Here is a 22125-nt window from a genome sequence, read left to right as displayed (position 1 = left end):
CTTCCCGGCCGCGCGGTGGGTGCACCACCATGCGGCCCGTGACCATTCAACGGCAGAACCCGCCCGCCTTGCACGCGACGCCCGGCTACCACCGCGTGACCACCGTCTCCGGCCGGGCAGATGTGCACCTCGCGGGCCAGTGCCCGCTCGGGCTGGACGGCGTGGTGGTCGAGGGAGACGTGCTCGCGCAGGTGGACCAGGTCGTCGCCAACACGGCCACCGCGCTCGCGGCCGCCGGCGCCACCGCCGACGACGTGGTCCGCACGGTGATCTACGTGGCCACGGCCGACCGCGCCGTGCTCTCCGCCGTGTGGGACCGGTTCACCGGCTCGGCGATCGGGCCGGCGTTCAGCACCGCGAGCACGCTGCTGGGCGTGACGTGCCTGGGTTATCCGGGCCAGCTGGTGGAGCTGGACGTGACTGCCGCGGTGTCATAGGCCCGCCATCAGGTCCGTCTCCGTGATCCCCGGACCGTGGCCCTCGCGGATGAACCACTCGATGCCGAACGCGTGGCCGAACGCCTCGTCGGGCATCGCGAGGAACCACGACTCCTCGCTGATCTGGCTCGGGTGCGCCCGCATGGCGGCGCGCTTCGCGGCGAGGTACGGCTTGACGTCGACCGCCGCCGTGATCTCCGCCTCGGGCTTGCCGAGCTTCTCCTGCGCGTCGACGTCCGGCACCGCCTCGCGCGGCATCGCCCCCATCTCCACGGCCAGCTCCAGCCCGCGGCGCATGTGGTCGCGGTTCGAGGTGGCCTGGTAGACGCGCGGCGTGCCCGCCAGCTCGGCGGCCCGCATGCCGACGCGGTGGACCTGGATGTGGTCGGGGTGGCCGTAGTTGCCGTAGTCGTCGTAGACCGTGAGCACTTCGGCGTCTTCCTCACGCAGGATCTCGGCGAGCCGCTGGGCCGCCTCCTCGACCGACGCCCGCCAGAACGCGCCCGGTTCGTCGTTGGTCGCCTCGCCCATCATCCCGGAATCGCGATAGCCCAGGAACTCCACGCGTTTGACGCCGAGCACCTCGGCCGCCCCGTGGGTCTCGCGCACGCGGCGCTCCCACAGCTGTTCGCCGTCGCCGAGGAACCCGTCGGGCACCTCGCCCACCTCGCCGCGCGTCGCGACCACCAGCACCACCCGGTGCCCGTCGTCGGCCGCTTTGCGCATCACGCCCCCGGTCACGATGCACTCGTCGTCGGGGTGGGCGTGGAACGTCACCATTGTTGCCATGTCATCGAACTTACCCGCGGGGACCGACAAAATCCGGTGGCCGGGCAAACATTCCGGCCTCGCCTATCGCTGCAGGCTCCACTCCTTGTCCATGTGCGACAGCTTCTCCGGGTTCCGCACCGCGTAGATGCCGGTGACGAGTCCGTCGTCGATGCGCAGGGCCAGGACGGTGTCGAGCGCGCCGTCGAAGTGGACGGTGAGGGCGGGGTAGCCGTTGACCTGCGCGGGCAGGCGGGTGGCCGTGGCGAGGTGGCCCAGGCCGGCGCCCAGGATGCGCGCGACGCGTTCGGCGCCGACGACGGGCTTGAGCACGGCCTGCTTGACGCCGCCGCCGTCGCCGAGGAAGACGACGTCCGGGGAGAGGATGTCGAGCAGGTGCTGCAGGTCGCCGGTTTCGATGGCGTGCTGGAAGGCGGCGAGGGCGTCGCGCGTGGCGGTGCGCGAGACGGGCCCGCGCGGCCGGCGGGCGGCCACGTGCTCCCGCGCGCGGTGCGCGATCTGCCGCACTGCAGCGACGCTCTTGCCGACGGCGTCGGCGATCTCGCCGTAGCCCAGGTCGAACACCTCGCGCAGCACGAATACCGCGCGTTCGGTCGGCGTGAGCGTCTCCAGAACGAGCAGCATCGCCATCGACACGCTGTCGGCGAGCTCCACGTCCTCGGCCACGTCCGGCGCGGTCAGCAACGGCTCCGGCAGCCACGGCCCGACGTAGGACTCCTTGCGGCGCCCCAGCGTCCGCAGCCGGCTCAGTGCCTGGCGCGTGGTGATGCGCACCAGGTACGCGCGGTGGTTCTGCACCGCGTCGAAGTCGACGGCCACCCAGCGCAGCCACGTCTCCTGGAGCACGTCCTCCGCGTCGGCGGCCGAGCCGAGCATCTCGTAGGCGATGGTGAACAGCAGGTTGCGGTGCGTGAGGAACAGCTCCGTGCTGCGGTCGGCCATGCGCTTCCCCCTTCGGTTTCGACAGCTTCCCCCACCAGACGCCGACCGGCTGTGTTTCGTGACATGTCACAACGACGGCGTCGCCGGCATCTGGTGGTCATCAGTTCGCGAAATGACGAGTGAGGACTACTCCATGACCCGCATGAACCTGTTCGAGAACGAGTTCGCCACGAAGTTCGCCAAGCGCTTCGCCTCCGCGAGCCTCCTGTTCGAATCCTCGGCCCTGCCCAAGGCCACCCAGGAGCTGGTCAACCTCCGCGCCAGCCAGCTCAACGGCTGCGGCTTCTGCGTCGACATGCACGTCAAGGACGCCGCGGCCGCCGGCGAAACCGCGGTGCGCCTCGCGTTGGTGGCGGCGTGGCGCGAGTCCACCGTGTTCACCGAAGCCGAGCGCGCGGCCCTCGCGTTGACCGAGGAGGCCACCCGCATGGCCGACTCCGCGGGCGTCTCGGACGAAACGTGGTCCCACGTCCGCAAGAACTTCGACGACGACCAGATCGCGGCGCTGGTGTGCCTGGTGTCGATGATCAACGCGGCCAACCGGATGAACGTGATCGTGCGCAACCCGGGTGGGTCGTACGAGGCGGGGATGTTCGACGAGCTGGTGAAGTGAAACTGTCCGGCCCGGGGTTTCGGCCCCGGGCCGGGTGGTGGGCGCGATGCTCTCCGATGTCTTTCCGGGCGTCTCTCGGGAATCGTGGGCCGGTCAGGGCAGCACGCTGTCCGAAGTGGACATAACGGCGGCCTGAGCAGGGACTTCCTCTTCTCCGTCGAGACGGCGTTCCCGGTTCGGTTCCTCGACCCGGCCGGCCGCCATGACGCGTTCGTCGGCCCGATCTCTTCAAGGGTCTTCCTCCTCGGCAGACCCCGGCCGGGCCATCGCGTACAACCGGTAGCGGCACATCAAGACACCTCGGCCGACGCGGTGGTTTCCCACGCGAAACCGTCCGGGTCCGTGAAAACTTCCTCTCCGCTGACCACCGCGATCCGGTGCGAACCCGTCCCCGCGGGGGCCACGCCGGCGTCCTTCGCCAGCGCGCGGCGGCGGTACAGGGCCAGCTTCACCGGGCCCGTCTCGAACTCCACGTACATGCGGCCGAAGCTCTTCCCCACGCTCAATCCGCGCGAGGCGTAGAACTTCTTGCTCGCCACCACGTCGTCCACGCCGAGCAGGAGCACGATGGCGTCGAACTCCCGTGTGGCCGGGCCGGTGTCCTTCTTGGCCGCTGTCGCGACCTTCCAGATCGAGCCGTCGGGCGCCTGGACGACGCCGCCGTAGCCCCACATGGATTTCGCGGGGGCCTTGAGCGTCGTGGCGCCGGCCTTCAGAGCAGCGGAGATGAGGGCGTCGACGTTGGCGGGCTGGGAAACCGTCAGCGAGAGGGTGAAGCCGCGGAAGCCGTCGGACGGTTCCTGCGACGCCCGCAAACGCAGGCGGGAGCCGAGCCCGAAGGCGTCGGCGTAGAAGCGTTCGGCGGCGGTGGGATCGGTCACTTCGAGGGTGACGGTGTCGATTGAGGTCATGGCTGGAACGGTAGGCGCGCACCCGTGACCAGTGCTTCTCCATTCCTGCTCGGTATTTCCGGGTGGCAGCCTCGTGCCACGCTTCTTTGACTGACCGCCGCTGTCCGGTAGATTTTCGGTCATGGGTGGCGGAGGGGGGCCTCGCTCAGTTCGAGCGTGGCCGCGCGGCACATGACCAGGCAAATCACCGAAACGAGCAAGGTCGATCCACCGCCGCCGCGCGAGTCGCTGCGGGCGTTGCTGCGGCGTCGGCGCCGGGGTGTCGGCCGGTTCAGGGGCATCCAGTACTGGCTGCGCGTGCGGGGCTACTACTTCCTCGCCGCCTTCGCGGGCCTGTTCGTGGTCAACGCCGTGGTCATCGGGGGCCGGGTCGCCTACGACGTGACCCTGCAGATCGACTCGCCGTGGGACACCTCGAGCCCCGCGCTCGCCCTGCCGTTGTCACTCTCCGGCTGGCTCGTGGTGACCGGTTTCGCGGGCGCCGTGGCGGGTTACGTGGTGACCGAGGTGACGGACAACCGCAATATCGGGCGGATGCGCGGCCGGGGGAACGCGCGCCGCATCGCCCTCATCCCGCTGCTCGACCGCCTGCAGTACCGCCGGCACGGGTTCGAGGTGCCGCACTACTTCGGCATCCGGTTCGCCCTGCGCCACGACGGAGACTGGGCTCGCGCGCAGGACCACTGGGAGATCATCGTCGAGAAGTTCCTGAACGCCGCCGAGTCCGATCGCACCCACGGGCCGCGTCAGGCGATGTGGCAGGCCGTGCTCGAAGCCTCCTACGTCCTGGACGGAATGTCCGGAAAGTGCCCGGTGTGCGAGGAAACCGCGGCGAAGGGGGAGGGGAAAACCGATGCCCGCGAATGACTCGCAGCCGCCGCAGACCGTCGACGAGATCGCCAGGAGTCTCTACCAGGCGGCGTACCCGGAGCGGACCGACGATCCCGACTGGGTCGAGGAGCAGGTGTCGGTGGCCGTCGAGCGGATCAGCCGCGCGGAGCAGGCCGACCCCTCGACGTCGCCGGGCGCCCGCCCGCTGACCGACGCGGTGATCAACCGCGCCGCACCGAAGCCGCGCCGGGGGCCGCGCATCGCGGCCGCGGTGGTGCTGGCCGTGGTGGTGCTCGTGGCCCTCGTGCTCGGGATCGCGCAGCGGCAATGGGTCGCCGAGACCGCGATCAGCGGCGACGGCATCCTCGGCCTGTCGATCGCGGCGGTGGTGGCCGCGCTGGCCACGAGCGTCAGCTACGTGCGGGTGCGCCGGCGCCAGATCCTGTCGTGCCGGGTGCGGATCGACGCGCCGTTCGGCGTCGACATCGGCGAAACCGTGCGCCTGGAAGGCGAACACACGACGGTGACCGACCCGGGTGTCGTCGTGGTGCGGGTGAAGAACACCGGCGGCTCGACGATCACGGCGGCGGACTACGTGTCCCCGCTCGCCCTGCACTTCCCGGGCCGGCAGGTGATCTCGGTCGACGCCACCGAGTTCGAGCCCGTCGAGCTGCAACGGGTGATCAACAAGCTGCCCGGGTTCACGATCGAGGAAGACCGGGTGCAGCTGCCGAAGGTCCCGCTCGAACGGGAAGCCTCGTACAAGCTCGTGATCGTGCTCTCCGGGACGAGGCCGGGCGAGAAGCACCAGATCGCCGTCGAAGGGCTCCTGCGCGACGGCCGGATCACCACCCGCGAAGGCAAGGAAAAGGTCGGCCCGGGAACGCTCGCGTGGGGCGGGCTCACGGCGATCTGCGCCGGTGCGCTCGCGGTGGTGTTGCTGCTCAACAACGTCGCGCCGTTCACCAAGCTGCCGCGGGGCGTGGCGTGCGAGGCGGGTTCGCTGAGCGTGGAGGGCTCCAGCGCGTTCGGCCGGGCCGCGACGGAACTGGCCGGCTCGTACGAGGCGTACTGCCCGGGGGCGGCCGTGAAGGTCGGCACGCCCGGCAGCGTGGAAGGCCTGCAGCGCCTGCACGACGGCACCATCGACCTCGCCCTGTCCGACGGCAAGTTCGACGAGCCCGACTTCGCGCAGTTCGTGCCGCAGAAGCTCGCGATCGTCCCGTTCACGTTGGTGGCGAGCAAAAACGTGCCCGTCGACAGCTTGTCCGTGGCAGACGTGCGCAAGATCTTCACCGGCGGCGCCCGCGTCTGGAGCGACATCACCGGCAACCCGCGCGACACCGGCGAAATCCGCGTCGCGGGCCGCTCCACCTCGTCCGGCACGCGCCGCACGCTGGAGAAGTACCTCCTCGGTACGCCTTCCGCCCCGGTCGGCCAGGCCCAGGCCACGTCCGACTCCTGCCGCGACCTGCGCCCCGGCGTCGCCGCCTCATCCCCGATCATCTGCGAACAAGGCTCGACCGGCGACCTCATCGACCGCATCGCCACCCTCGGCGACGCCATCGGCTACGCGGACGTCTCCGACGTGGCCCAGTCGAGCGCCGTGAGGAAGATCAGCCTGGACGGCCGCGACGCCACCCTCGACGACATCCGCGGCGGCTATCCGTTTTGGACGGTCGAGTATGTCTTCAGCCGGGGACCCTTGGAGTCGGGGTCGTTGGCGGCGGCGTTTCGGGACTACCTGCTGACGCCTGAGGCGAGGAATGCGATGGTGGGGTTCGAGTACTACGCGTGCGCGGCGGGGGAGCAGGATCTCTGCAGCCAGCGGTGACGTGGGTCAGTACTCGTTCTTGATCACGAAGTACGACCCGCGGATGGTCCCTGCCAGTTTCGACTTCTGGCGAGCGAACTTGAACGAGGACAGCTCCGAAGGGACCTCCATCCCGTCGGACAGCTTGAACCCGACGGCCCGTTTCCCGGACTCGTCGAGGCCGTACATGACGTTGATCGACAACCCGTCCTCGTAGAAGACGTAAGCCATCCGGATGTTCTCGACCTGGAACGCGGTCGCCTCGAGAGAGCGGGAGGCGATGACGATGCCGCGTTCCTCCGAGAGGATCCGGTGGACCCAGTCGACGGTCGCCGCGGCGTCGTCGGCGGGCTCGACCGTGAAGACGTGGTCGTACTTGTTCTTGAAGTACCGGGCCTCGTTCGCGCGCAGGCCGGCGAGCGCCGCAGCGACCGGTGAGGACTCCAGGCCGTCGGTCGATACGGTGACGAAGTCGACGGTGTAGGGCATGGCGAGTTCCTCCGCGTCCGGGTCCGGTGTCGTCCACCGAGCGTAGGCGCAGAGGAGCGAGGGTGCGCTCTTGCGGCCCGCCCCGAACGAGAGGCGGGCCGCAAGAAACGATCAGCGAAGCCCGAAAGCCCGCACGATCGTCTGCGTGACGGAGTTGCCCGCCGAATCGGAAGCGGTCACCCGCAGCGAGGCGAACCGCGCCTTTTTCGGTGCGTCCAGCCGGTAGCCGCCTCGGTGGTCGTCGGAGAGGCGGGTCCAGGTGGTGCCGTCGTCGTAGGAGACCTCGACGCGGGGCGCGCGAACGGTGCCGCCGCCCGCGATCGAGACCGGGGTCAGGCCCACGGACACCGGGGCGCGTTGTTCGGCGGTGACGCCGAACTTCGAGTCGCGCGGTACGGATCCGGAGGCGTTCGGGTCGAGGTCGTAGCGGATCTGCAGCAGGGGCAACAGATCCTGTTCACCGAAGACCTTCGGGGCGGCCGAGGTGAACGTCCACGCCGTCGTGGTCGAGGACGAGTACGGGTTCGTGTCGCGCTCGTTCGCCACGACCAGGCGGTACTGCCGCGGCCCGGAGCTGGGGGCGGTGGGGTACATGATGAGCCCGTTGTCGGACTTGCCCAGCTCGGTGTCGCCCTGGAAGAGGGTGACGGTCTGCTGCGCGTCGGAGCTGGCGCCGACGTGGTCGGCGTTGCCGTAGCCCGGCACGTCGATCCGCATCTGGTCACCGGTGCGCGTCGGGCCGAGGTAGTTGTTGTTGAGGTACGGCCGCTGGATCGGCGTGAACCAGTCGTCGCTCGACACGGTGCCGGGCCGGTACGTCCGCGCGACGCCCCATTCGCCCAGCACGCCGTCCGTGACTTCGTGGCCCCACCGGTTCGCACCGTCGGTGGTGACCCAGTCGGTGCGGTGGCCGCTGGCGGCCATGGCGACGTAGTTCCCGATGCCCCACTCCGAGTACGACGGGAAGTCGTACCGCCACTCCTCACCGCCGCCGTTCGGAACGGACCCGGCGAACGTCTCGTCGACGCGCGCGAGGTTCTTGCCCGACGCGTGGACGACCATGTCCTTGGGCAGGTCGTTCTGCCACGTGTGCATGAGGTCGTAGAGGTACGCCGGCGCCGGGTGCGACTCCGTGTGCAGCGTCGCGTTGTGCTGCCGCGCCTGGGCGATCAGCTTGTTGCCCTCGTCGGGGCTGAGGAGCCCGACGTCGATCGGGCTCGGGTGCAGCGAGTCCGTGCCGAAGAACAGGCTCTGCCGTCCGGGCTGATCGTTGGCGACCAGTAGCAGCTTGGCGCCGGCGTCGGCCGCCGCCTTGGCCAGCGCGGCCGGGGTCGCCGACGCGGTGCGCCGGATGACCACCGCCTTGCCCCGCGCGCCGAGGCCGGCGTAGTCCGAAGGCGCGCCATTACCCGCGAAGACGAGCGGCAGGTTCCGGGTTCCGTCAGGCAGCGGGGTGACACCTCCCTGCCGCAGGACGTCGGTGTAGTCGGTGCCCCGGTCGGACACCGTCAACGCCGGCTGTTCCTTGCGCCACCGCGCGCCGACGACGAAGTCTCCGTGCGTCACCTTGCCCTGCGGCTGGATCCACAGGCTGTCGACGCCCGTGTTGGCGAGACCGAAGTCGTGCCAGCGGCCGTCCTGGTTGAGCATCCGCGAGTACTCAAGCCGCAGGTAGCTGGGGACGCCGGGCTGCGGAGTGGTCTCGTCGACCAGCCGGACGTGTCCGGCGTCGAGGGTGATCGTGCGGTCCCCGTCGAAAGTGAAGTCGGGATCGCCGAGCAGCGCCACGCCCTGGGAATTCGGGCCGTGGACACCGGGCACGGTCAGGAAACCGAGCGCCGAGTACTGGTCGTCCGGCGTGTAGAAGCTCACGCTGCCGTCGACCGGCACCGGGATCGGGTTCGGGTCGCCCGCCCGGAGCACCATGACGAAGGCGGACGCGGGTTGCCCGGCCGAGTCCTTGACGTTGATGGTCAGCAGGTGCGTCAGCGCGCCGAGCGAGACGGCGGTGTGCGCGGCGAGCGCACCGTCTCCTCCGGTGGCCAGGATCTGCGCGGTGAAGCCGTCCGACCCGCCGGGCGCGGCGTGCGGGTCGATGGTCACGGTGACCGCGGCGGTGCCGTGCGCGGGCACGGTGACCCGGTCGGCCGAGAGCGTGAACATCCCCTGGGGCACGCCGGGCGCGGCGATCGACAGGGCGAGGTTCACCGGCGTGGCACCGAAGTTGGTGTACGTCACCGGGCGGCTGACGGCGCCGGCCCCGTCCTGTCCGGCGTACGCGGTGGCCGAAGCGAAGATCCCGGCGCGGGCGGCGGCCGCCACGTCCACGCGGCCGCTGCCGGCCTGGAACGCGGTGTAGTCGGGGGTCTGCTTCGCGGTGCTGGTCAGCAGGTCCTTCAGCTGGGCGCCGGTGAGCTCGGGGTGCTTCGCGGCGAGCAGCGCGGCGGCGCCGACCACGTGCGGCGTGGACATCGACGTGCCGCTCAGCGTTTGGTAGAAACCCTCGCCTTCGGACGCGTACTGCGACCGCGCGGCCAGGATGTCGACGCCGGGGGCGGTGATCTCCGGCTTGAGTGCGCCGTCGCCGACCCGGGGGCCTTGGCTCGAGAACTCGGCGAGGTGGTCGGTGCCGTCCACCGCGCCCACGGTCAACGCCGCGTCGGCGGCGCCGGGCGAGCTGACGGTGCCGGGGCCGGAGGTGTTGCCCGCGGCGATCACGAACAGGGCGCCGGTCTGCGCGCTGAGCCGGTTCACCGCCTGCGACATCGGATCCGTGCCGTCGGAGGGCTCCTGCGTGCCCAGGCTCATGTTGATGATCTTGGCGTGCTCGTCGACCGCCGCCCACTCCATGCCGGCGAGGATCTCGGAGTCGCTGCCGGAGCCGGAGTTCGCCAGCACCTTGCCGATGTGCAGGCGAGCGCCCGGGGCGACACCCTTCTCGGTGCCGCCGGACGCGGCGCCCGTGCCGGCGATGGTGGAGGCGACGTGGGTGCCGTGGCCGTGGAGGTCCTTGACGTCCTCGCCGGGGATGAAGCTGCGCGTGTCGACGATGCGTCCCGCCAGGTCGGGGTGGCCCTCGTCCACGCCCGTGTCGAGGACCGCGACGTCGACGCCCTGCCCGGTGTCACCACCGGTCCAGACCTCGGGCGCGCCGATCTGCGCGGTCGATTCGGCCAGGTCGGCGTAGACCTTGCCGTCGAGCCAGATCTGCTTGATGCCGTTGGCGAACGCCGGTGCCGCCGCGAAGGACGACGGCGCCCCCGCCGTCACCGCGGCCCAGAAGTCCCGCGCAAGCGCGTGGTTCTCGGTGACGGCGGCGCCGTCGACGCTCGCCAGCGGCCGGACCAGGGCCGAGCCGCGGGGTGCGGTGTTCGCCTGGAATCCCGGGGAAGGGTTGGTGTAGGAGACGATCAGGGGCAGGTCGGCGCGGTGCGCGTCGTCGTAGCCGGCGGCGATCAGGTCCGTGACGTCGAAGAGGCGGCGGTCCAGGATCCCCTTGGCGAGGTAGGACATCGCCGAGGACGGGTAGACGTACACGTCGCCTGCCGACTCGAGGATCCGCGCGTCGGAGGGGCCGCCGTCCGACCCTTTGACCGAGATCGTCCCCCCGCTGTCACCGGCGTCGCCGGTCGTGTTCACCGTGACGACATCGCCGGTGACCAGGGTGACGGTGTGGGTTGTCGGGGCCGCGGGCCCCGACGCTCTGCCGGGAGCGGCCGAGGCCGGACCGGCGACCAGAATCGAGCTGAGCGACGACGCGAGGCACGCGGCCGCCGCGACGGCCCGACGCTTGCGTGAAGTTCTCAACGAGGGGATTCCTTCCTGCGCAGGGGCAGACCGGCGGGCGCAACTGCCACACCGGAACGGCCGAACAGTGCCAGCCGCCGGAACCCGTCACAAGATCCCCGAGTGGCTGCTCACTGCCACCTGGCACAATCCCGACAACTCGGGTAGGACATTCGCATGGAGCTCGCTGTCCTGGGGTTGTCCGCCGACGAGGAGCGGGTCTATGAAGCGCTCGTCGCCCTGCCCGGGTCGACGGTCGCCGCGCTCGCCGACCACCTGTCGGGCCCGGAGGGCCCGTTGCAGCGGACGCTCGACGCTCTCGTCGACAAGCACCTGGTGGCCGCCAGCGGCAGCCCGGCGCGGTACCTGGCCGCTCCGCCGGACATCGCGATCAACCAGCTCGTGGCGCAGCGGGAGCGCGAACTCAGCGCGGCGCGCGCGAAAGTGCATTCGCTCTCGGAGATCCACCGCAGCGCGCACCGCACGAGCCCCGAGCTCGTGATCGAGCAGCTCACCGACCGCGAAACGATCGCCGCGGCCGTCGCGCACCTGGAATCCGAGGCGCTGCAGCAGGTCCGCGTGTTCGACACACCGCCGTACTACGAGCCGCCCGGGGGCGAAGGCGCCGCCCGCAACACCCAGGCGCAGATCGCCCGCCACCAGAACGACGGCGTCGCGCACCGCGTGATCTACAGCCTCGACGCGGTGGCGTGGCCCCAGAAGCTGGAAACCGACATCCTGCCCGCCGTCCGCGGCGGCGAAGAAGCCCGGACCCGCCGGACGCTGCCCATCAAACTCATCATCCGCGACGACCAGGACGCCCTCATCCCGTTCGACCTCAGCCACAGCGGCCTGCAGGTCGCCTACCTCGTCCGCCGCTCCCCGCTCCTCACCGCCCTCGAGGCCCTCTTCGAGGGCGAATGGGCCCAGGCCGCCCCGCTCGACGCGTCCGCGGTGACGCCGGGTCCTTTTGGTGGCGGTCCCCGGCCGGACGACGAAACCCGCGCCCTGCTCACGATGATGATGGCGGGCCTCACCGACACGGCCATCGCGCGCGTGAACGGCTGGAGCACCCGGACGACGTACCGCCGGCTTCAGCGCCTGATGACCGAGCTGGGCGCGTCGACCCGGTTTCAGGCGGGCAGTCTGGCGGAACGCCGCGGGTGGCTGTGAGCGGGCGGCTTGATCACCGAGCGAGGTCGAGCAGTTCCTCGATCACGGGCTCCGGCCCGCCGTAGGTGAGGCGCGCGATGGTTACCATCGGTGCGATCACCTGACTCCAGGCGTACAGCCGGTCCTCGTCGAGCCCGCACGCGGCCGCCACCCGCCGGCAACGGGCTGCGACACCCTCGTGCCCGGCACCGGCTACCACGTAGTCGACGGCATCGAAGCACGGATCGCCCAGGCACGCTTTCGGGTCGATCGCGACCAGACCCCGCGACGGGCCGCCGTCCAGGACGTTGCCGAGATGCAGGTCGCCGTGCACCAGCACGAGCTTGGTCTGCGTGGCCAGCAATGTCTCGCAGCGCCGCATCGCCCGTCGCCACGTGGCCTGATCGATCCGTGCGCCGATGGCCGGGTCGGAGAGCCTCCGGCCGATCCGGGCGAACGCCTCGTCACACCGGCCGCGCAGGTGCCATGGCCAGTCCGCGGGCGGGGTCACGGCGTGCAGCGCGCCAAGCAACTCACCCCACCGCCGCGGCAAGGCCGGCTGCGGCAGGTCTTCGGCCTCGGTGCCGGGGACGATCTCCTCCAGCACCATCACCCCGGCTTCCGCGTCGGCGGCCAAGACGACCGGCACCCGCCCCGAGGGCGCGAACACGCGCAGCATCTCAACCTGTTTGGTCAACAACGCCCGATCCGGACTGAGCTTGAGAACCGCTCGGGTCCCGTCGTGCCATCGACAGCGCATGACCACGGACGACGCTCCACTCGCGAAAACCTCACCGAGCACGAGGCCCCACCGGGAAGCCAGCCGCGCAGCCAGTGCCGGGACCTCAGCGAGCCAATCCTCGACCGCCGGACCGAACCGCGCCGCCAACCTCGCACCGACCTCCGCCATGTCCACGCCGGAAGTCTCCACCCCGGCGGCCCTCGCGTCAGGTGGGGACACCTGACACAGTGGACCGATGCTGAATCGGGTGGCCGACGGCGTCTGGGTGCGGCAGAGCGAGTGGGTCTGGAGCAACGCCACCGTGGTGCGCGCCGACGACGGGCTGGTCCTGGTCGACCCCGGCATCGGCGGTGCCGATCTCAACGAGCTCGCCGACGACGTGGAGCGGCTCGGTGTTCCGGTGGTCGCGGGGTTCGCGACCCATCCCCACTGGGACCACCTGCTCTGGCACTCCCGGTTCGGCGACGTGCCGCGCTACGCCACCGCCGCCTGCGCCGAGGTCGCGAGTGGAGCCCGGGAGCGGGCACGGACGATGGCGGCGGAGAGCGCGTCGGGCATCCCACTCGACCTGGTCGCGCTGCTCACCCCGCTGCCCGCGGACGGGGGACCGGTGCCGGGCGAGCTCGTCGAGCACGAGGCGCACGCCGCCGGCCACGCCGCGGTCCTCCTCGCGGACCGGGGCGTCCTGCTCGCCGGCGACATGCTCTCCGATGTCCTCATCCCGCTGCTGGACCCTCGCCGCCCCGGCCAGGTGGACGCCTACGACGCGGCACTCGACCGGCTGACCGAGGCCGCCCGGCACGTCGACGTCCTGGTCCCCGGCCACGGCGCCGTCGCCGAAGGGCCCGAGGTGGCGGCCCGCATTGCCGCCGACCGTGCGTATATCGACGCGCTGCGGCGGGGCGAGGAACCGGTCGACGTGCGTCTCGAACAGGACTGGCTCGCGGGCCCGCATCAGGCGAACTTGGCTCGACGCTCAGCCGGCTGATCGCGTTTTCGGGTCCGCTGAAGGAACTCCGTCGTCGGCTCCCACGCACGGGCAGCGGCTGTCGGGCGGGGAGAATGGATCCTCGCTACCGCGGCGGAGTGCCCTTCGCTCACCTGGCGCGACCTGCGCGGTGGACTCCAAACCTCCGCGGAGGCCGCAGCCGTCGAAGTCCGGGCGCGAATGCCGTTTCCCTCAATGAAATCCAGCGATACCAAGACCTGATCTCAGAACTCGCCGTGTCGCTTTCGCCCGTGAGCGGCGACTCGGACTAGAAGCGGTCGAGGCGGCAGCCTGCCAGCGAGGGCTCGACAGTGCCGTCGACCAGCTCCCGCGCGACCAGGTGGCCGACAGCCGCGGCGAGCGTGACCGCCGAGTGCATCACCGCCAGGTAGAGGCCGGGCACCTCGGGGACCGGGCCGATGATCGGCTCGCCGTCGGCCGGCATGGGGCGTACGCCGACCCGGGTGCTGAGCAGCTCGACGTTCGCGGCGCCGCGGAAGGTGGACCGGACGGCGGCGAGAGTCCGTTCGGGCGAGTCTGCGGCGGCATGTAGCCGGTCCGTGGCGACCTGCCGGAGATCGAAGTCCCGGTTGTGGACCACGGTGCGGACCAGACCGGCCGGGGCGCGGAGCCGGAAGAGCGTCGCCGGCGACGGGTCGACCGGGACGCGAACGCCGAGCGGCGCGGCCAGCGCGGCCGTGGCCACTCCGGCCGCGAGCACCACAGTCTCACCGGCGAGGGGTCCCGCGGCCGTCTCGACCCCGGCGACCCGACCCGCGGCGTCCCGACGGACCGCGATGACCGGGGTGTCCGGATGCACCCGGGCGCCGTGGGCGCGGGCGCCCGCGACCAGCCGCTCGCTCACGCCTACCGGGTCGGCGGCGCCGTCACCGGGTGCCCAGACGGCCCACTCCGGAGGCTGCGTCAGGGTGGGCTCAAGCTTTGCCACGGTGGCCGCGTCCACGATCTCCTGCCCGGGCCCGGCCTCCGGCACGGTGTCCGCCGCGCCCCAGGACAGTGAGCCGGACCAGGTCACGGGGAGTCCCGGCAGCTCGGCCCCGAGCCGGCGGTACTCCTCCGCCGCGTTCACCCGCAGCCCGGCCGCCGGACCGGTGCGCACACCGGCCGCTCCGATCCAGGCGAACGAGCCCGCCGTCACGCCGGCTCCCGGCCGCCCGCCGTCGACCAGGGTCACGCCGGCGCCGGCCCGAGCGGCGTGATAGGCCACCGAGGCACCGACGATGCCGCCGCCGACGACCACCAGGTTCCTGCTCATCTGTGAGCTCACCATGTTGATGATCTTACGGTCAGCGGGGCTCCGCCCCCGCACGGTTTGTCGCGCAGCAGCCAGGAGATGGTGCGCTCAGTGTGGAAACGCACTCATCGATCCGGGTAGGCGTGCTTCAAGGCGTCCGCCATTGGGGAACGGAGGTCGTGACGCCGCCTCTACACCGGCAGAGTCCGGCGCAGGAACTCCGTCGTCAACTCCCAAGCACGTGCAGCGGCTTCCGGCCGGCAGAACATCGGCGCCACCCGGTTGTGGAACGCATGCCCCGCGTCCTCCTGCACGAAAATCTCCGCCCCTGGAAGCAAGGCCACCGCAGCCTCCACCACCGCAACATCGGAACGCGGGATATACGGGTCCTGCCCACCGAAGTGGAGTGAGTTTTGTTTACATATCGATTCCTGCGCGATGCGCTTGCTTTGGGCACGGCGACATGGCTTGAGCAGCGGTGGCGATTTCCTCAACGCCTCGCCGCCGAGGAAATCCCGTTTAGCGGCAGGAGAGCACATCACCGGTTCGGCATAAGAGCGTGTGGCTGTCGGTCTGTGGCAGCATGCATGCATGGCGTTGATCTCGGGTTCGGACCGGACAGTGCCGGTGACGGTGCAAGCACGTGCCGAAGTCGGGCCTGCAACGGCGTTCGCCGTGGTGGTGCCGATCGACCTGTCGGTGGTGTTCCGCCGCTGGGGGCCATTCCCGGGCGTTCGAGGCGTGCGAAATCAGACCGGCCCCTGGGACCGCGTGGGAGCCTCGCGCAACCCCGACCTGACCGATGGGTCGACGGCGACCGAGGCCCTGACGGAGTACGAGCCAGGCCACAGCTTCGCCTACGAGCTGACCGGCTTCACCAACTCCGTCGGACGGCTGGTATCGGGTGTTCGCGGCGAGTGGACCTTCACCCCCGACGGCGACGGAACCGTCATCCGGTGGACCTACGAGTTCAAGCCCCGCCCAGCTCGCCACGCCCTCATCGGCCTCGGACTGGCCCCTCTTTGGCGGCGCTACATGCGGTCGGCGCTAACCCGGACCATCACCGCCGTGGAGAGCGCCGCCTCAACCTGATCACCCACTGCGTTCTGACTCCCCACGAGCACGGCGCTGGGCATTGTCCGGCGTCGTCGAGCACAAGCCTGGCGTATGGGGCTGACCTGCACGAAAATTTCCGCCCCAGGATGCAAGGCCACCGCTGCCTCCACCACAGCGACATCCGACCGAGGAATGAACGGATCCTGGCCCCCGAAATGGAACTGGATCGGGCAACTCACCTCGTCCAGCGAAGCGATCTCCCCCGCCACCGTCGACCCGTAGAACGACACCGCCGTGTCCGGCGTGCCCGCGGCAGCGGCAGCGAACGCGAGAGACCCGCCCAGACAGAAGCCCAGCACGCCGGCACCAGAGCTCACACCGCGCAGGTGCGCGAGGGTCGCCAGGACGTCCGACAGAGCGAGCGCGGGGTCGAGCTGACCGGCGATCTCCATCGACCGGGCGACCGCGGCCTCGTCGTGGGCCGACGACCAGCCCGGCGCGAAGCGGTGGAACAGCTCGGGCACGGCGACCACGTAACCCAGCTCGGCGAGGTCCGCGGCAACGCCGGAGAGATAAGCGTCCAGGCCGAAGATTTCCTGGATCAGCACCAGGCCGGGGCCGTGGCCGCCGGCGGGGAGCCACACGGGCAGGTCGACGGGACCGTCGGCGAGCTGCAGGCGATCGACACGAGTGGGCAAGTTTCCTCCCAAAATAATTCCACTGTGGACAATCACGACGGGCTGGCCCACCGGCCTCCGGCGATCTATGTTGAGTTTTCCAGAACTCAGGAGGCGTGATGGCGGAGCGCACCAAGTACATCCTGGACGAAGCCGATCTCCCGACGCAGTGGTACAACGTGGTGCCCGACCTGCCGGAGCCCCCGCCCCCGCCGCTGCACCCGGGCACGCGCGAGCCCGTGGGGCCCGAGGACCTGGCGCCGCTGTTCCCGCAGGCGCTGATCGCGCAGGAGGTGAGCACCGAGCGCTACGTGGACATCCCCGAGGAGGTCCGCGACGTCTACCGCCTGTGGCGCCCCTCGCCGCTCTACCGCGCGCACCGGCTGGAGAAGGCGCTGGGTACGCCGGCGCGCATCTATTATAAGTACGAGGGCGTGAGTCCCGTCGGCTCGCACAAGCCGAACACCGCGGTGCCGCAGGCGTTCTACAACGCCGCGGAGGGCGTCACGCGTCTGACGACCGAGACGGGCGCCGGCCAGTGGGGCAGCGCGCTGGCGTTCGCGTGCGCGCAGTACGGGCTCGAGTGCGAGGTGTGGCAGGTCCGCGCCTCCTACGACCAGAAGCCCTACCGCAAGCTCATGATGGAGACGTTCGGCGCGACCGTGCACCCGAGCCCGTCGGCGCTCACCGAGTCAGGGCGGAAGATCCTCGCCGACGACCCCGAGTCCACCGGCAGCCTCGGCATCGCGATCAGCGAGGCCGTGGAGCAGGCCGCGGCCGACCCGAACGCGCGGTACGCGCTCGGCAGCGTGCTCAACCACGTGCTGATGCACCAGACGGTGATCGGCGAGGAGGCGCTCAAGCAGTTCGAGCTCGCGGGCGACACCCCGGACATCCTCGTCGGCTGCACCGGCGGCGGCTCCAACTTCGGCGGGCTCGCGTTCCCGTTCCTGCGTGAGAAGCTGGCGGGCCGGATGAACCCGGTCATCCGCGCCGTCGAGCCGGCGGCGTGCCCGACGCTCACGCGCGGCACGTACGCGTACGACTTCGGCGACACGGCGGGCCTCACCCCGCTGCTGAAGATGCACACGCTCGGCCACGGCTTCATCCCCGACCCGATCCACGCGGGCGGCCTGCGCTACCACGGGATGTCGCCGCTCATCTCGCACATCTACGAGCTGGGCCTCATGGAGGCGCTCGCCGTCGGGCAGCAGGAGTGCTTCGCCGCGGGCGTGCGCTTCGCCCGCGCGGAGGGCATCGTCCCCGCGCCCGAGCCGACGCACGCGCTGGCCGCGTGCATCCAGGAAGCGTTGCGCTGCAAGGAAACCGGGGAGGAGAAGGTGATCCTCACGGCGCTGTGCGGCCACGCGCACCTCGACCTGCCCGCGTACGGCGCGTACCTCTCGGGCGAGATGGTGGACAACGAGCTGTCCGACGACGTGCTCGCCACTTCGCTGGCCGCGTTGCCGTGACGCCACGGGCCGCGGGTCACCCGGATCCGCGGCCCGCGGTTCACCGCTCCTTCGACACCGTCGCCAGCAGCTCGGGGCCACGCGTCGCGAGACGCTGGCGCGCGAGCCCGCCCCACCACCACGCCAGCACGGCGCCGACCACGATCCCGACCGGCACACCGAGCCATTGCAGCACCGGCGAGCCGAGCACCGCGCCGGCGATGCACAGCACGAGCACCGGCAGAGCCCCGGCTGCGACCAGCAGCATCGTCGCGAACATCTGCAGCAGCCGCGCGCAGCCCGGGCGACCGCCGGACGACCACGGGCTCGAGCTCTTGCGCTGGTCGGGCAGCGGGTACGCGAGGTACACCGACTGCAGCATCAGCACGCCCGCGCCGGCGCCCAGCAGCGACGGCACCAGGCCGAACACCCACGGGTACGCGCCGCTCTCGCCGACCGCGCCCGGCAGGACCGCGGCCAGCACCAGCGCCACCGGCGCCACGATCAATGCCCACGCGAGCTGGCGGCCGCGCACGTCGGCGCGTTCGGCGCCGGGCACGGTGAGCGTGTGCCACAGCGCGCTGCCGTCGAAGCCGTAGAGGTTGCCCGACTGCATGCACGCGAAGAACACCACCGCGACGCCGAGGTAGGGCACGATCGCCGGCCGCCCGCCGCCGGACAGCGCCGGGAGGACCGTGACCACGACGCCGACGATCAGCGTCGACAGCAGGGCGACGCGCCGGCGGGCGTCGCGCCACCACGTGAACAGCTCCTTGCGCGCCACGGCACCCACGGGCGTCGCGGGCAGCAGGCTGCGGCGCACGCGCGCCCCCTCGGCCCGCACCTTCGTGCGCGACGCGCCGCGGAATGACGGGCTCGTCACCTGCCGCGCGAGCAGCGCGCCCCACGCCGCGATCAGCACGGCGATCAGCGCGAGCATCGCGACCAGCAACCCGAGCGCGGTGCCCCACTCGCCGGTGCCCGCCGCGTGCACCGCGACCGTGCCCCAGCCGGACGGCAGCACGTGCATCACGTTCACGAAGCCCGGCACGCGGCCGTTGATGATCGCGGGGCCGAGGCTGTTGATCGCCAGGTTCACGCCGACGCCGGACAGACCGGTGAGGGCGACGAGGATGATGCCGAGCTCCTTGCCCTTGCGTGAGGTCAGCAGCGCACCGAGCGCCGCCATCACCACGCGGTAGAGCAGCACCACGAACGCCAGCTGCAGCACCGTGAACACAAGCCCGACCAGCGCCGCGCCCGCGCCGAGGCGCAGGCCGTAGAAGAACAGGCCGAGGAACGCGACCAGGCTGACCAGCGTCGTCACGCCGACGAAGCTCGCGGCCAGCAGCCCGACGGCGAGCTTGCGCCGGCCGATCGGCAGCAGCGCGAAGTGCTCCGGGCGCAGCGTGTCGTCCCCGCCGCCGGTGGCGATGGGCGCGAGCACCCAGCCGGCCGCCCACCCCGCGTAGACCGTGGCCAGCAGGTCGACGGTGACTCCGTCGCCGCCCCGGATCGGCACGAGGCCCAGCACGATCGTCAGCACCGCCGCGACGAGCCCGATCACCCCGCCGACGACCATGCCCGCGACCCGGCCGCCGCGCAGGGAATTGCGCAGAACGCGCAGCTTCAGTCGGACGAGGACGCCAACCACGACAGCCCTTCCGCTCCGCCGGTGCGCCCGCCCACGATGTGCACGAACGCGTCTTCCAGGCTCCCGCCACCCCGCACGTCGTCCACGGCGCCCGCCGCGACCACCCGGCCGCGCGTGATCACCGCGACGTGGCTGCACAGCTGCTCGACCAGCGCCATCACGTGGCTCGAGAGCACCACCGCGCCGCCCGAGGCGACGAACCGCTGCAGGATCGTCCGGATCGTCGACGCCGACACCGGGTCCACCGCTTCGAACGGCTCGTCCAGCACGAGCAGCCGAGGCCCGTGCAGCAGCGCCATCGCGAGCCCGATCTTCTTGCGCATCCCCGCGGAGTAGTCGATCACGAGCGTGCGCTCGGCCTCCAGCAGCTCCAGCACGCCGAGCAACTCCTGCGCCCGCTCCGCGACGGTGCCGGGAGCGAGACCCCGGAGAAGTCCCATGTAGGTCAACAGCTCGCGGCCGGTGAGGCGCTCCGGAATGGACAGTCCGTCCGGAAGCACACCGATCAGGCTTTTCGCCCGCTCCGGATCCCGCCACACGTCGATGCCGAACACGTTCGCCTGCCCCTGGTCCGGCCGCAACAACCCGACCGCCATCGACAGCGACGTGGTCTTGCCCGCGCCGTTCGGCCCGACGAGCCCGAAGAACGATCCCCTCGGGACCTCCAAGGTGACACTGTCGACTGCGAGCGTGGTGCCGAACCGTTTGGTGAGCCCGTACAGGCCCATTGCGGCGTCCGCGCCGTTTTCGGCCACGAGTGCCCCCTTCCGTGGTCTGGATGGGGAGATTACGCGGGTTGGGGGAGGTGTGCGCGATGTTTGCGGGAGGATTCCAGGGACGAATCCGAGTGGGAGGAGATGCGGGTGTCGGCGGTGCGCAGATGGGCAGAGCAGCTGGCCGCGTGGGCGGTGCCCGGTGAGATCGCCGACGCCGTCGCGGACCCGCCGTGGGTGCTGCCCCGGCGGGTGTTCGAGCGCCGCGCCGACGCCCAGATCGCGGCGCCGATCGGCCGGACTTTCGCCGAGGCGGCGGCGGTGCTGGCCGAGCCGGGCACCGTGCTCGACGTCGGTGCCGCGGCCGGCGCGACGAGCCTGTCGCTGGTGGGCCGGGCCGGCGTCACGGCAGTGTGCGGCGTCGACGGGGACCACCAGCTGCTCTCGTCGTTCGCCGCCCGGGCCGCGCGTCTCGGCGTGCCCGCCGAGACGGTGCTCGGGCACTGGCCCGGCGTCGCCGAGCAGGTGGCCGACGCCGACTTGGTGCTGTGCGGGAACGTGATCTACAACGTGCCCGACCTCGAGCCGTTCGTTCGCGCCCTCACGAAGCGGGCCCGCCGGCGCGTGGTGGTCGAGACCGCGCTCAAGCACCCGCTGACTGAGCTGAACGAGCTGTGGGCGCGGTTCCACGGCGTCCGCCGCCCCGCCGGCCCGACCGCCCAGGACTTCTGCGCCGCGCTGGTCGAACTCGGCGTCGAACCGCAGACCACGCTGTGGCGCCGCCCGGACGAGGCCGAGCACGAGACGTTCGCCGACCTCGTCGACGTGACGCGGCGCCGGCTGTGCCTACCCGTCGCGCGCTCAGGTGAGGTGGCCGACGCGCTGCTTGAGCTGGGTGTCGATCCGGCGCTGCCGCCCGATCTGGGGTCTTCGGGCCGGGAGCTGGTCACGGTGTGCTGGTCGCCCGCGTGAGTCAGAGGCGCGTGGCGAACGTTTTCACGAACGTGTGCACGTCACCCGGCCACCGAGCCGACACGTAGTTACCGTCCTCGACGATAAACGCCGGGCGGGCGTTGTCCACCGAGTCGCGGGCGCGGCCGCTCGCCTGCACTCGGTCCGTCGTGTCGCGGAAGTCCCCCGGACCCGCCAGGGCGCGGGTGACCTCCTGCTGCACCGACATGTACCCCGCGGGCTGGCCCGGCTCCTCGCGGTACGTGCGGTAGTAGTCCGGGTCCCAGAAGCGCGTCCGCCGCGCGAGCCGCCAGGCGGTGCGTTCCAGCTGCCAGGTCAGCGCCGTCGTCGTGCGGCCGTGCAGGACCGAGCGGCCGGTGTCCGGGTCGACGCTGCGGGCGGCGAGCAGCACGCCATGACAGATCGCGCCGACCGGCAGGTCCCGCCGGAACGCGGAGACGACCACCTCCTGCAGCACCGGGCTTTCGAGGTACTCGCGCATGCCACGGGCCCGGTGCCCGCCCGGCAGCAGCAGGCCGTCGAAGTCGTCGAGGTTGATGTCGGCCCAGCGGATCGGGGTGCGCCACGCCGGATCCGCCAGCAACGCGGCGTGCGCCGAGCGCGCGGCCGCGTCCGCCCGCAGCACTCGGCCGACGGCGGTGAGCTTCCGCAGACCCGGCACGCGGCTCCACAAATCGAGGCCTTCGCCGGAGACCATCAGTTCGTCGCAGGTCGCCTGCGCGCCCCCGGGAGTCGCGAAGACCACAGTGTGCCCGTCGAGCACCGCCCGGCTGACGGCCACTTCGGACGGGTCCGAGTCCCGGGCCGGGACGGGGATCAGCACAGTCGCCAAGGCATCCTCCTGAAGCTCAGTC

General features: G+C 71.2%; 21 protein-coding genes. 9 read left to right on the top strand and 12 right to left on the bottom strand.

Annotated elements, in window-relative coordinates:
- Nucleotides 1-38 precede the first annotated feature (38 nt).
- Nucleotides 39-437 carry a RidA family protein gene (locus ABZU76_RS39265; RefSeq protein WP_354879537.1) on the top strand — a complete coding sequence of 133 codons (399 nt, stop codon included), beginning with the start codon at nucleotides 39-41 and terminating at the stop codon, nucleotides 435-437.
- Here ABZU76_RS39265 and ABZU76_RS39260 read toward each other — a convergent pair.
- Nucleotides 432-1226, bottom strand: a complete 795-nt coding sequence (locus ABZU76_RS39260) for a PIG-L family deacetylase (protein ID WP_354879534.1) — start codon at nucleotides 1224-1226, stop codon at nucleotides 432-434. The genes ABZU76_RS39265 and ABZU76_RS39260 overlap by 6 nt on opposite strands.
- A gap of 63 nt (nucleotides 1227-1289) precedes the next feature.
- Nucleotides 1290-2168: an RNA polymerase sigma-70 factor gene (locus ABZU76_RS39255; RefSeq protein ID WP_354879531.1), complete on the bottom strand. Its 879-nt coding sequence runs from the start codon at nucleotides 2166-2168 to the stop codon at nucleotides 1290-1292.
- A gap of 112 nt (nucleotides 2169-2280) precedes the next feature.
- Here ABZU76_RS39255 and ABZU76_RS39250 point away from each other — a divergent pair, with 112 nt between their 5' ends.
- Complete coding sequence (locus ABZU76_RS39250) at nucleotides 2281-2781, top strand: carboxymuconolactone decarboxylase family protein (RefSeq protein ID WP_354879528.1); 501 nt, start codon at nucleotides 2281-2283, stop codon at nucleotides 2779-2781.
- A gap of 290 nt (nucleotides 2782-3071) precedes the next feature.
- On the opposite strand, the gene ABZU76_RS39245 is transcribed toward ABZU76_RS39250, so the two are convergent.
- Nucleotides 3072-3692, bottom strand: coding sequence for a glyoxalase (locus ABZU76_RS39245; protein ID WP_354879525.1), 621 nt, complete (start codon nucleotides 3690-3692; stop codon nucleotides 3072-3074).
- A 171-nt stretch (nucleotides 3693-3863) separates the two neighbouring features.
- Here ABZU76_RS39245 and ABZU76_RS39240 point away from each other — a divergent pair, with 171 nt between their 5' ends.
- Complete coding sequence (locus tag ABZU76_RS39240; RefSeq protein ID WP_354879522.1) at nucleotides 3864-4559, top strand: DUF6313 family protein; 696 nt, start codon at nucleotides 3864-3866, stop codon at nucleotides 4557-4559.
- Nucleotides 4546-6357 (top strand): substrate-binding domain-containing protein, encoded by a 1812-nt coding sequence (locus ABZU76_RS39235; protein WP_354879519.1) that lies wholly within the window; start codon nucleotides 4546-4548, stop codon nucleotides 6355-6357. The genes ABZU76_RS39240 and ABZU76_RS39235 overlap by 14 nt, the downstream gene beginning before the upstream one ends.
- Nucleotides 6358-6363: 6 nt before the next feature.
- On the opposite strand, the gene ABZU76_RS39230 is transcribed toward ABZU76_RS39235, so the two are convergent.
- Together ABZU76_RS39230 and ABZU76_RS39225 are read right to left on the bottom strand one after the other, a co-directional pair.
- Entirely contained in the window at nucleotides 6364-6825 is a 462-nt protein-coding gene (locus tag ABZU76_RS39230) for a phage tail protein (RefSeq protein WP_354879516.1), read from the bottom strand.
- A gap of 111 nt (nucleotides 6826-6936) precedes the next feature.
- On the bottom strand, nucleotides 6937-10632 hold the full coding sequence (locus ABZU76_RS39225; RefSeq protein ID WP_354879513.1) for a S8 family serine peptidase: 3696 nt from the start codon (nucleotides 10630-10632) through the stop codon (nucleotides 6937-6939).
- A gap of 156 nt (nucleotides 10633-10788) precedes the next feature.
- On the opposite strand from ABZU76_RS39225, the gene ABZU76_RS39220 reads away from it, so the two are divergent.
- Nucleotides 10789-11784, top strand: a complete 996-nt coding sequence (locus ABZU76_RS39220) for a helix-turn-helix domain-containing protein (RefSeq protein WP_354879510.1) — start codon at nucleotides 10789-10791, stop codon at nucleotides 11782-11784.
- Between the two features lie 13 nt (nucleotides 11785-11797).
- Here ABZU76_RS39220 and ABZU76_RS39215 read toward each other — a convergent pair whose 3' ends face one another.
- Complete coding sequence (locus ABZU76_RS39215; RefSeq protein WP_354879603.1) at nucleotides 11798-12673, bottom strand: aminoglycoside phosphotransferase family protein; 876 nt, start codon at nucleotides 12671-12673, stop codon at nucleotides 11798-11800.
- A gap of 67 nt (nucleotides 12674-12740) precedes the next feature.
- On the opposite strand from ABZU76_RS39215, the gene ABZU76_RS39210 reads away from it, so the two are divergent.
- The gene (locus ABZU76_RS39210; protein WP_354879507.1) at nucleotides 12741-13493 is read left to right on the top strand and encodes an MBL fold metallo-hydrolase; all 753 of its coding nucleotides are present in this window, start codon (nucleotides 12741-12743) and stop codon (nucleotides 13491-13493) included.
- 268 nt (nucleotides 13494-13761) lie between these two features.
- Here the strand turns inward: ABZU76_RS39210 and ABZU76_RS39205 are convergent, their stop codons facing one another.
- Together ABZU76_RS39205 and ABZU76_RS39200 are read right to left on the bottom strand one after the other, a co-directional pair.
- Nucleotides 13762-14769, bottom strand: a complete 1008-nt coding sequence (locus tag ABZU76_RS39205) for an FAD-dependent oxidoreductase (RefSeq protein ID WP_354879504.1) — start codon at nucleotides 14767-14769, stop codon at nucleotides 13762-13764.
- A gap of 170 nt (nucleotides 14770-14939) precedes the next feature.
- The gene (locus tag ABZU76_RS39200; protein ID WP_354879501.1) at nucleotides 14940-15287 is read right to left on the bottom strand and encodes a dienelactone hydrolase family protein; all 348 of its coding nucleotides are present in this window, start codon (nucleotides 15285-15287) and stop codon (nucleotides 14940-14942) included.
- Nucleotides 15288-15339: 52 nt separating this feature from the next.
- Between ABZU76_RS39200 and ABZU76_RS39195 the strand changes: the two genes are divergently transcribed.
- Nucleotides 15340-15840 (top strand): SRPBCC family protein, encoded by a 501-nt coding sequence (locus tag ABZU76_RS39195; protein ID WP_354879498.1) that lies wholly within the window; start codon nucleotides 15340-15342, stop codon nucleotides 15838-15840.
- Here the strand turns inward: ABZU76_RS39195 and ABZU76_RS39190 are convergent.
- Nucleotides 15780-16502 carry a dienelactone hydrolase family protein gene (locus ABZU76_RS39190; protein ID WP_354879600.1) on the bottom strand — a complete coding sequence of 241 codons (723 nt, stop codon included), beginning with the start codon at nucleotides 16500-16502 and terminating at the stop codon, nucleotides 15780-15782. The genes ABZU76_RS39195 and ABZU76_RS39190 overlap by 61 nt on opposite strands.
- A gap of 98 nt (nucleotides 16503-16600) precedes the next feature.
- On the opposite strand from ABZU76_RS39190, the gene ABZU76_RS39185 reads away from it, so the two are divergent.
- Complete coding sequence (locus ABZU76_RS39185; RefSeq protein WP_354879495.1) at nucleotides 16601-17953, top strand: TrpB-like pyridoxal phosphate-dependent enzyme; 1353 nt, start codon at nucleotides 16601-16603, stop codon at nucleotides 17951-17953.
- A gap of 40 nt (nucleotides 17954-17993) precedes the next feature.
- Here ABZU76_RS39185 and ABZU76_RS39180 read toward each other — a convergent pair whose 3' ends face one another.
- Together ABZU76_RS39180 and ABZU76_RS39175 are read right to left on the bottom strand one after the other, a co-directional pair.
- On the bottom strand, nucleotides 17994-19586 hold the full coding sequence (locus ABZU76_RS39180) for a hypothetical protein (RefSeq protein ID WP_354879492.1): 1593 nt from the start codon (nucleotides 19584-19586) through the stop codon (nucleotides 17994-17996).
- On the bottom strand, nucleotides 19562-20314 hold the full coding sequence (locus ABZU76_RS39175; RefSeq protein ID WP_354879597.1) for an ABC transporter ATP-binding protein: 753 nt from the start codon (nucleotides 20312-20314) through the stop codon (nucleotides 19562-19564). Before ABZU76_RS39175 ends, ABZU76_RS39180 begins: the two co-directional genes overlap by 25 nt.
- 144 nt (nucleotides 20315-20458) lie before the next feature.
- Between ABZU76_RS39175 and ABZU76_RS39170 the strand changes: the two genes are divergently transcribed.
- Complete coding sequence (locus ABZU76_RS39170; protein ID WP_354879489.1) at nucleotides 20459-21271, top strand: class I SAM-dependent methyltransferase; 813 nt, start codon at nucleotides 20459-20461, stop codon at nucleotides 21269-21271.
- A 1-nt stretch (nucleotide 21272) separates the two neighbouring features.
- On the opposite strand, the gene ABZU76_RS39165 is transcribed toward ABZU76_RS39170, so the two are convergent.
- On the bottom strand, nucleotides 21273-22094 hold the full coding sequence (locus ABZU76_RS39165) for a type 1 glutamine amidotransferase domain-containing protein (RefSeq protein WP_354879594.1): 822 nt from the start codon (nucleotides 22092-22094) through the stop codon (nucleotides 21273-21275).
- Nucleotides 22095-22125 lie beyond the last annotated feature (31 nt).

It is taken from the genome of Amycolatopsis sp. NPDC005232 (genome assembly GCF_040607795.1).
Taxonomy (GTDB): domain Bacteria; phylum Actinomycetota; class Actinomycetes; order Mycobacteriales; family Pseudonocardiaceae; genus Amycolatopsis.
This window is presented reverse-complemented; position numbering and strand designations above follow the sequence as displayed.

Excerpts from the sequence above, each read along its gene's own strand:
- ABZU76_RS39260 (WP_354879534.1), bottom strand. The coding sequence starts at position 1,226 with ATGGCAACAATGGTGACGTTCCACGCCCACCCCGACGACGAGTGCATC.
- ABZU76_RS39255 (WP_354879531.1), bottom strand. The coding sequence starts at position 2,168 with ATGGCCGACCGCAGCACGGAGCTGTTCCTCACGCACCGCAACCTGCTG.
- ABZU76_RS39250 (WP_354879528.1), top strand. The coding sequence starts at position 2,281 with ATGACGAGTGAGGACTACTCCATGACCCGCATGAACCTGTTCGAGAAC.
- ABZU76_RS39245 (WP_354879525.1), bottom strand. The coding sequence starts at position 3,692 with ATGACCTCAATCGACACCGTCACCCTCGAAGTGACCGATCCCACCGCC.
- ABZU76_RS39240 (WP_354879522.1), top strand. The coding sequence starts at position 3,864 with ATGACCAGGCAAATCACCGAAACGAGCAAGGTCGATCCACCGCCGCCG.
- ABZU76_RS39235 (WP_354879519.1), top strand. The coding sequence starts at position 4,546 with ATGCCCGCGAATGACTCGCAGCCGCCGCAGACCGTCGACGAGATCGCC.
- ABZU76_RS39230 (WP_354879516.1), bottom strand. The coding sequence starts at position 6,825 with ATGCCCTACACCGTCGACTTCGTCACCGTATCGACCGACGGCCTGGAG.
- ABZU76_RS39220 (WP_354879510.1), top strand. The coding sequence starts at position 10,789 with ATGGAGCTCGCTGTCCTGGGGTTGTCCGCCGACGAGGAGCGGGTCTAT.
- ABZU76_RS39215 (WP_354879603.1), bottom strand. The coding sequence starts at position 12,673 with ATGGCGGAGGTCGGTGCGAGGTTGGCGGCGCGGTTCGGTCCGGCGGTC.
- ABZU76_RS39210 (WP_354879507.1), top strand. The coding sequence starts at position 12,741 with ATGCTGAATCGGGTGGCCGACGGCGTCTGGGTGCGGCAGAGCGAGTGG.
- ABZU76_RS39205 (WP_354879504.1), bottom strand. The coding sequence starts at position 14,769 with ATGAGCAGGAACCTGGTGGTCGTCGGCGGCGGCATCGTCGGTGCCTCG.
- ABZU76_RS39200 (WP_354879501.1), bottom strand. The coding sequence starts at position 15,287 with ATGTGCTCTCCTGCCGCTAAACGGGATTTCCTCGGCGGCGAGGCGTTG.
- ABZU76_RS39195 (WP_354879498.1), top strand. The coding sequence starts at position 15,340 with ATGGCGTTGATCTCGGGTTCGGACCGGACAGTGCCGGTGACGGTGCAA.
- ABZU76_RS39185 (WP_354879495.1), top strand. The coding sequence starts at position 16,601 with ATGGCGGAGCGCACCAAGTACATCCTGGACGAAGCCGATCTCCCGACG.
- ABZU76_RS39175 (WP_354879597.1), bottom strand. The coding sequence starts at position 20,314 with ATGGGCCTGTACGGGCTCACCAAACGGTTCGGCACCACGCTCGCAGTC.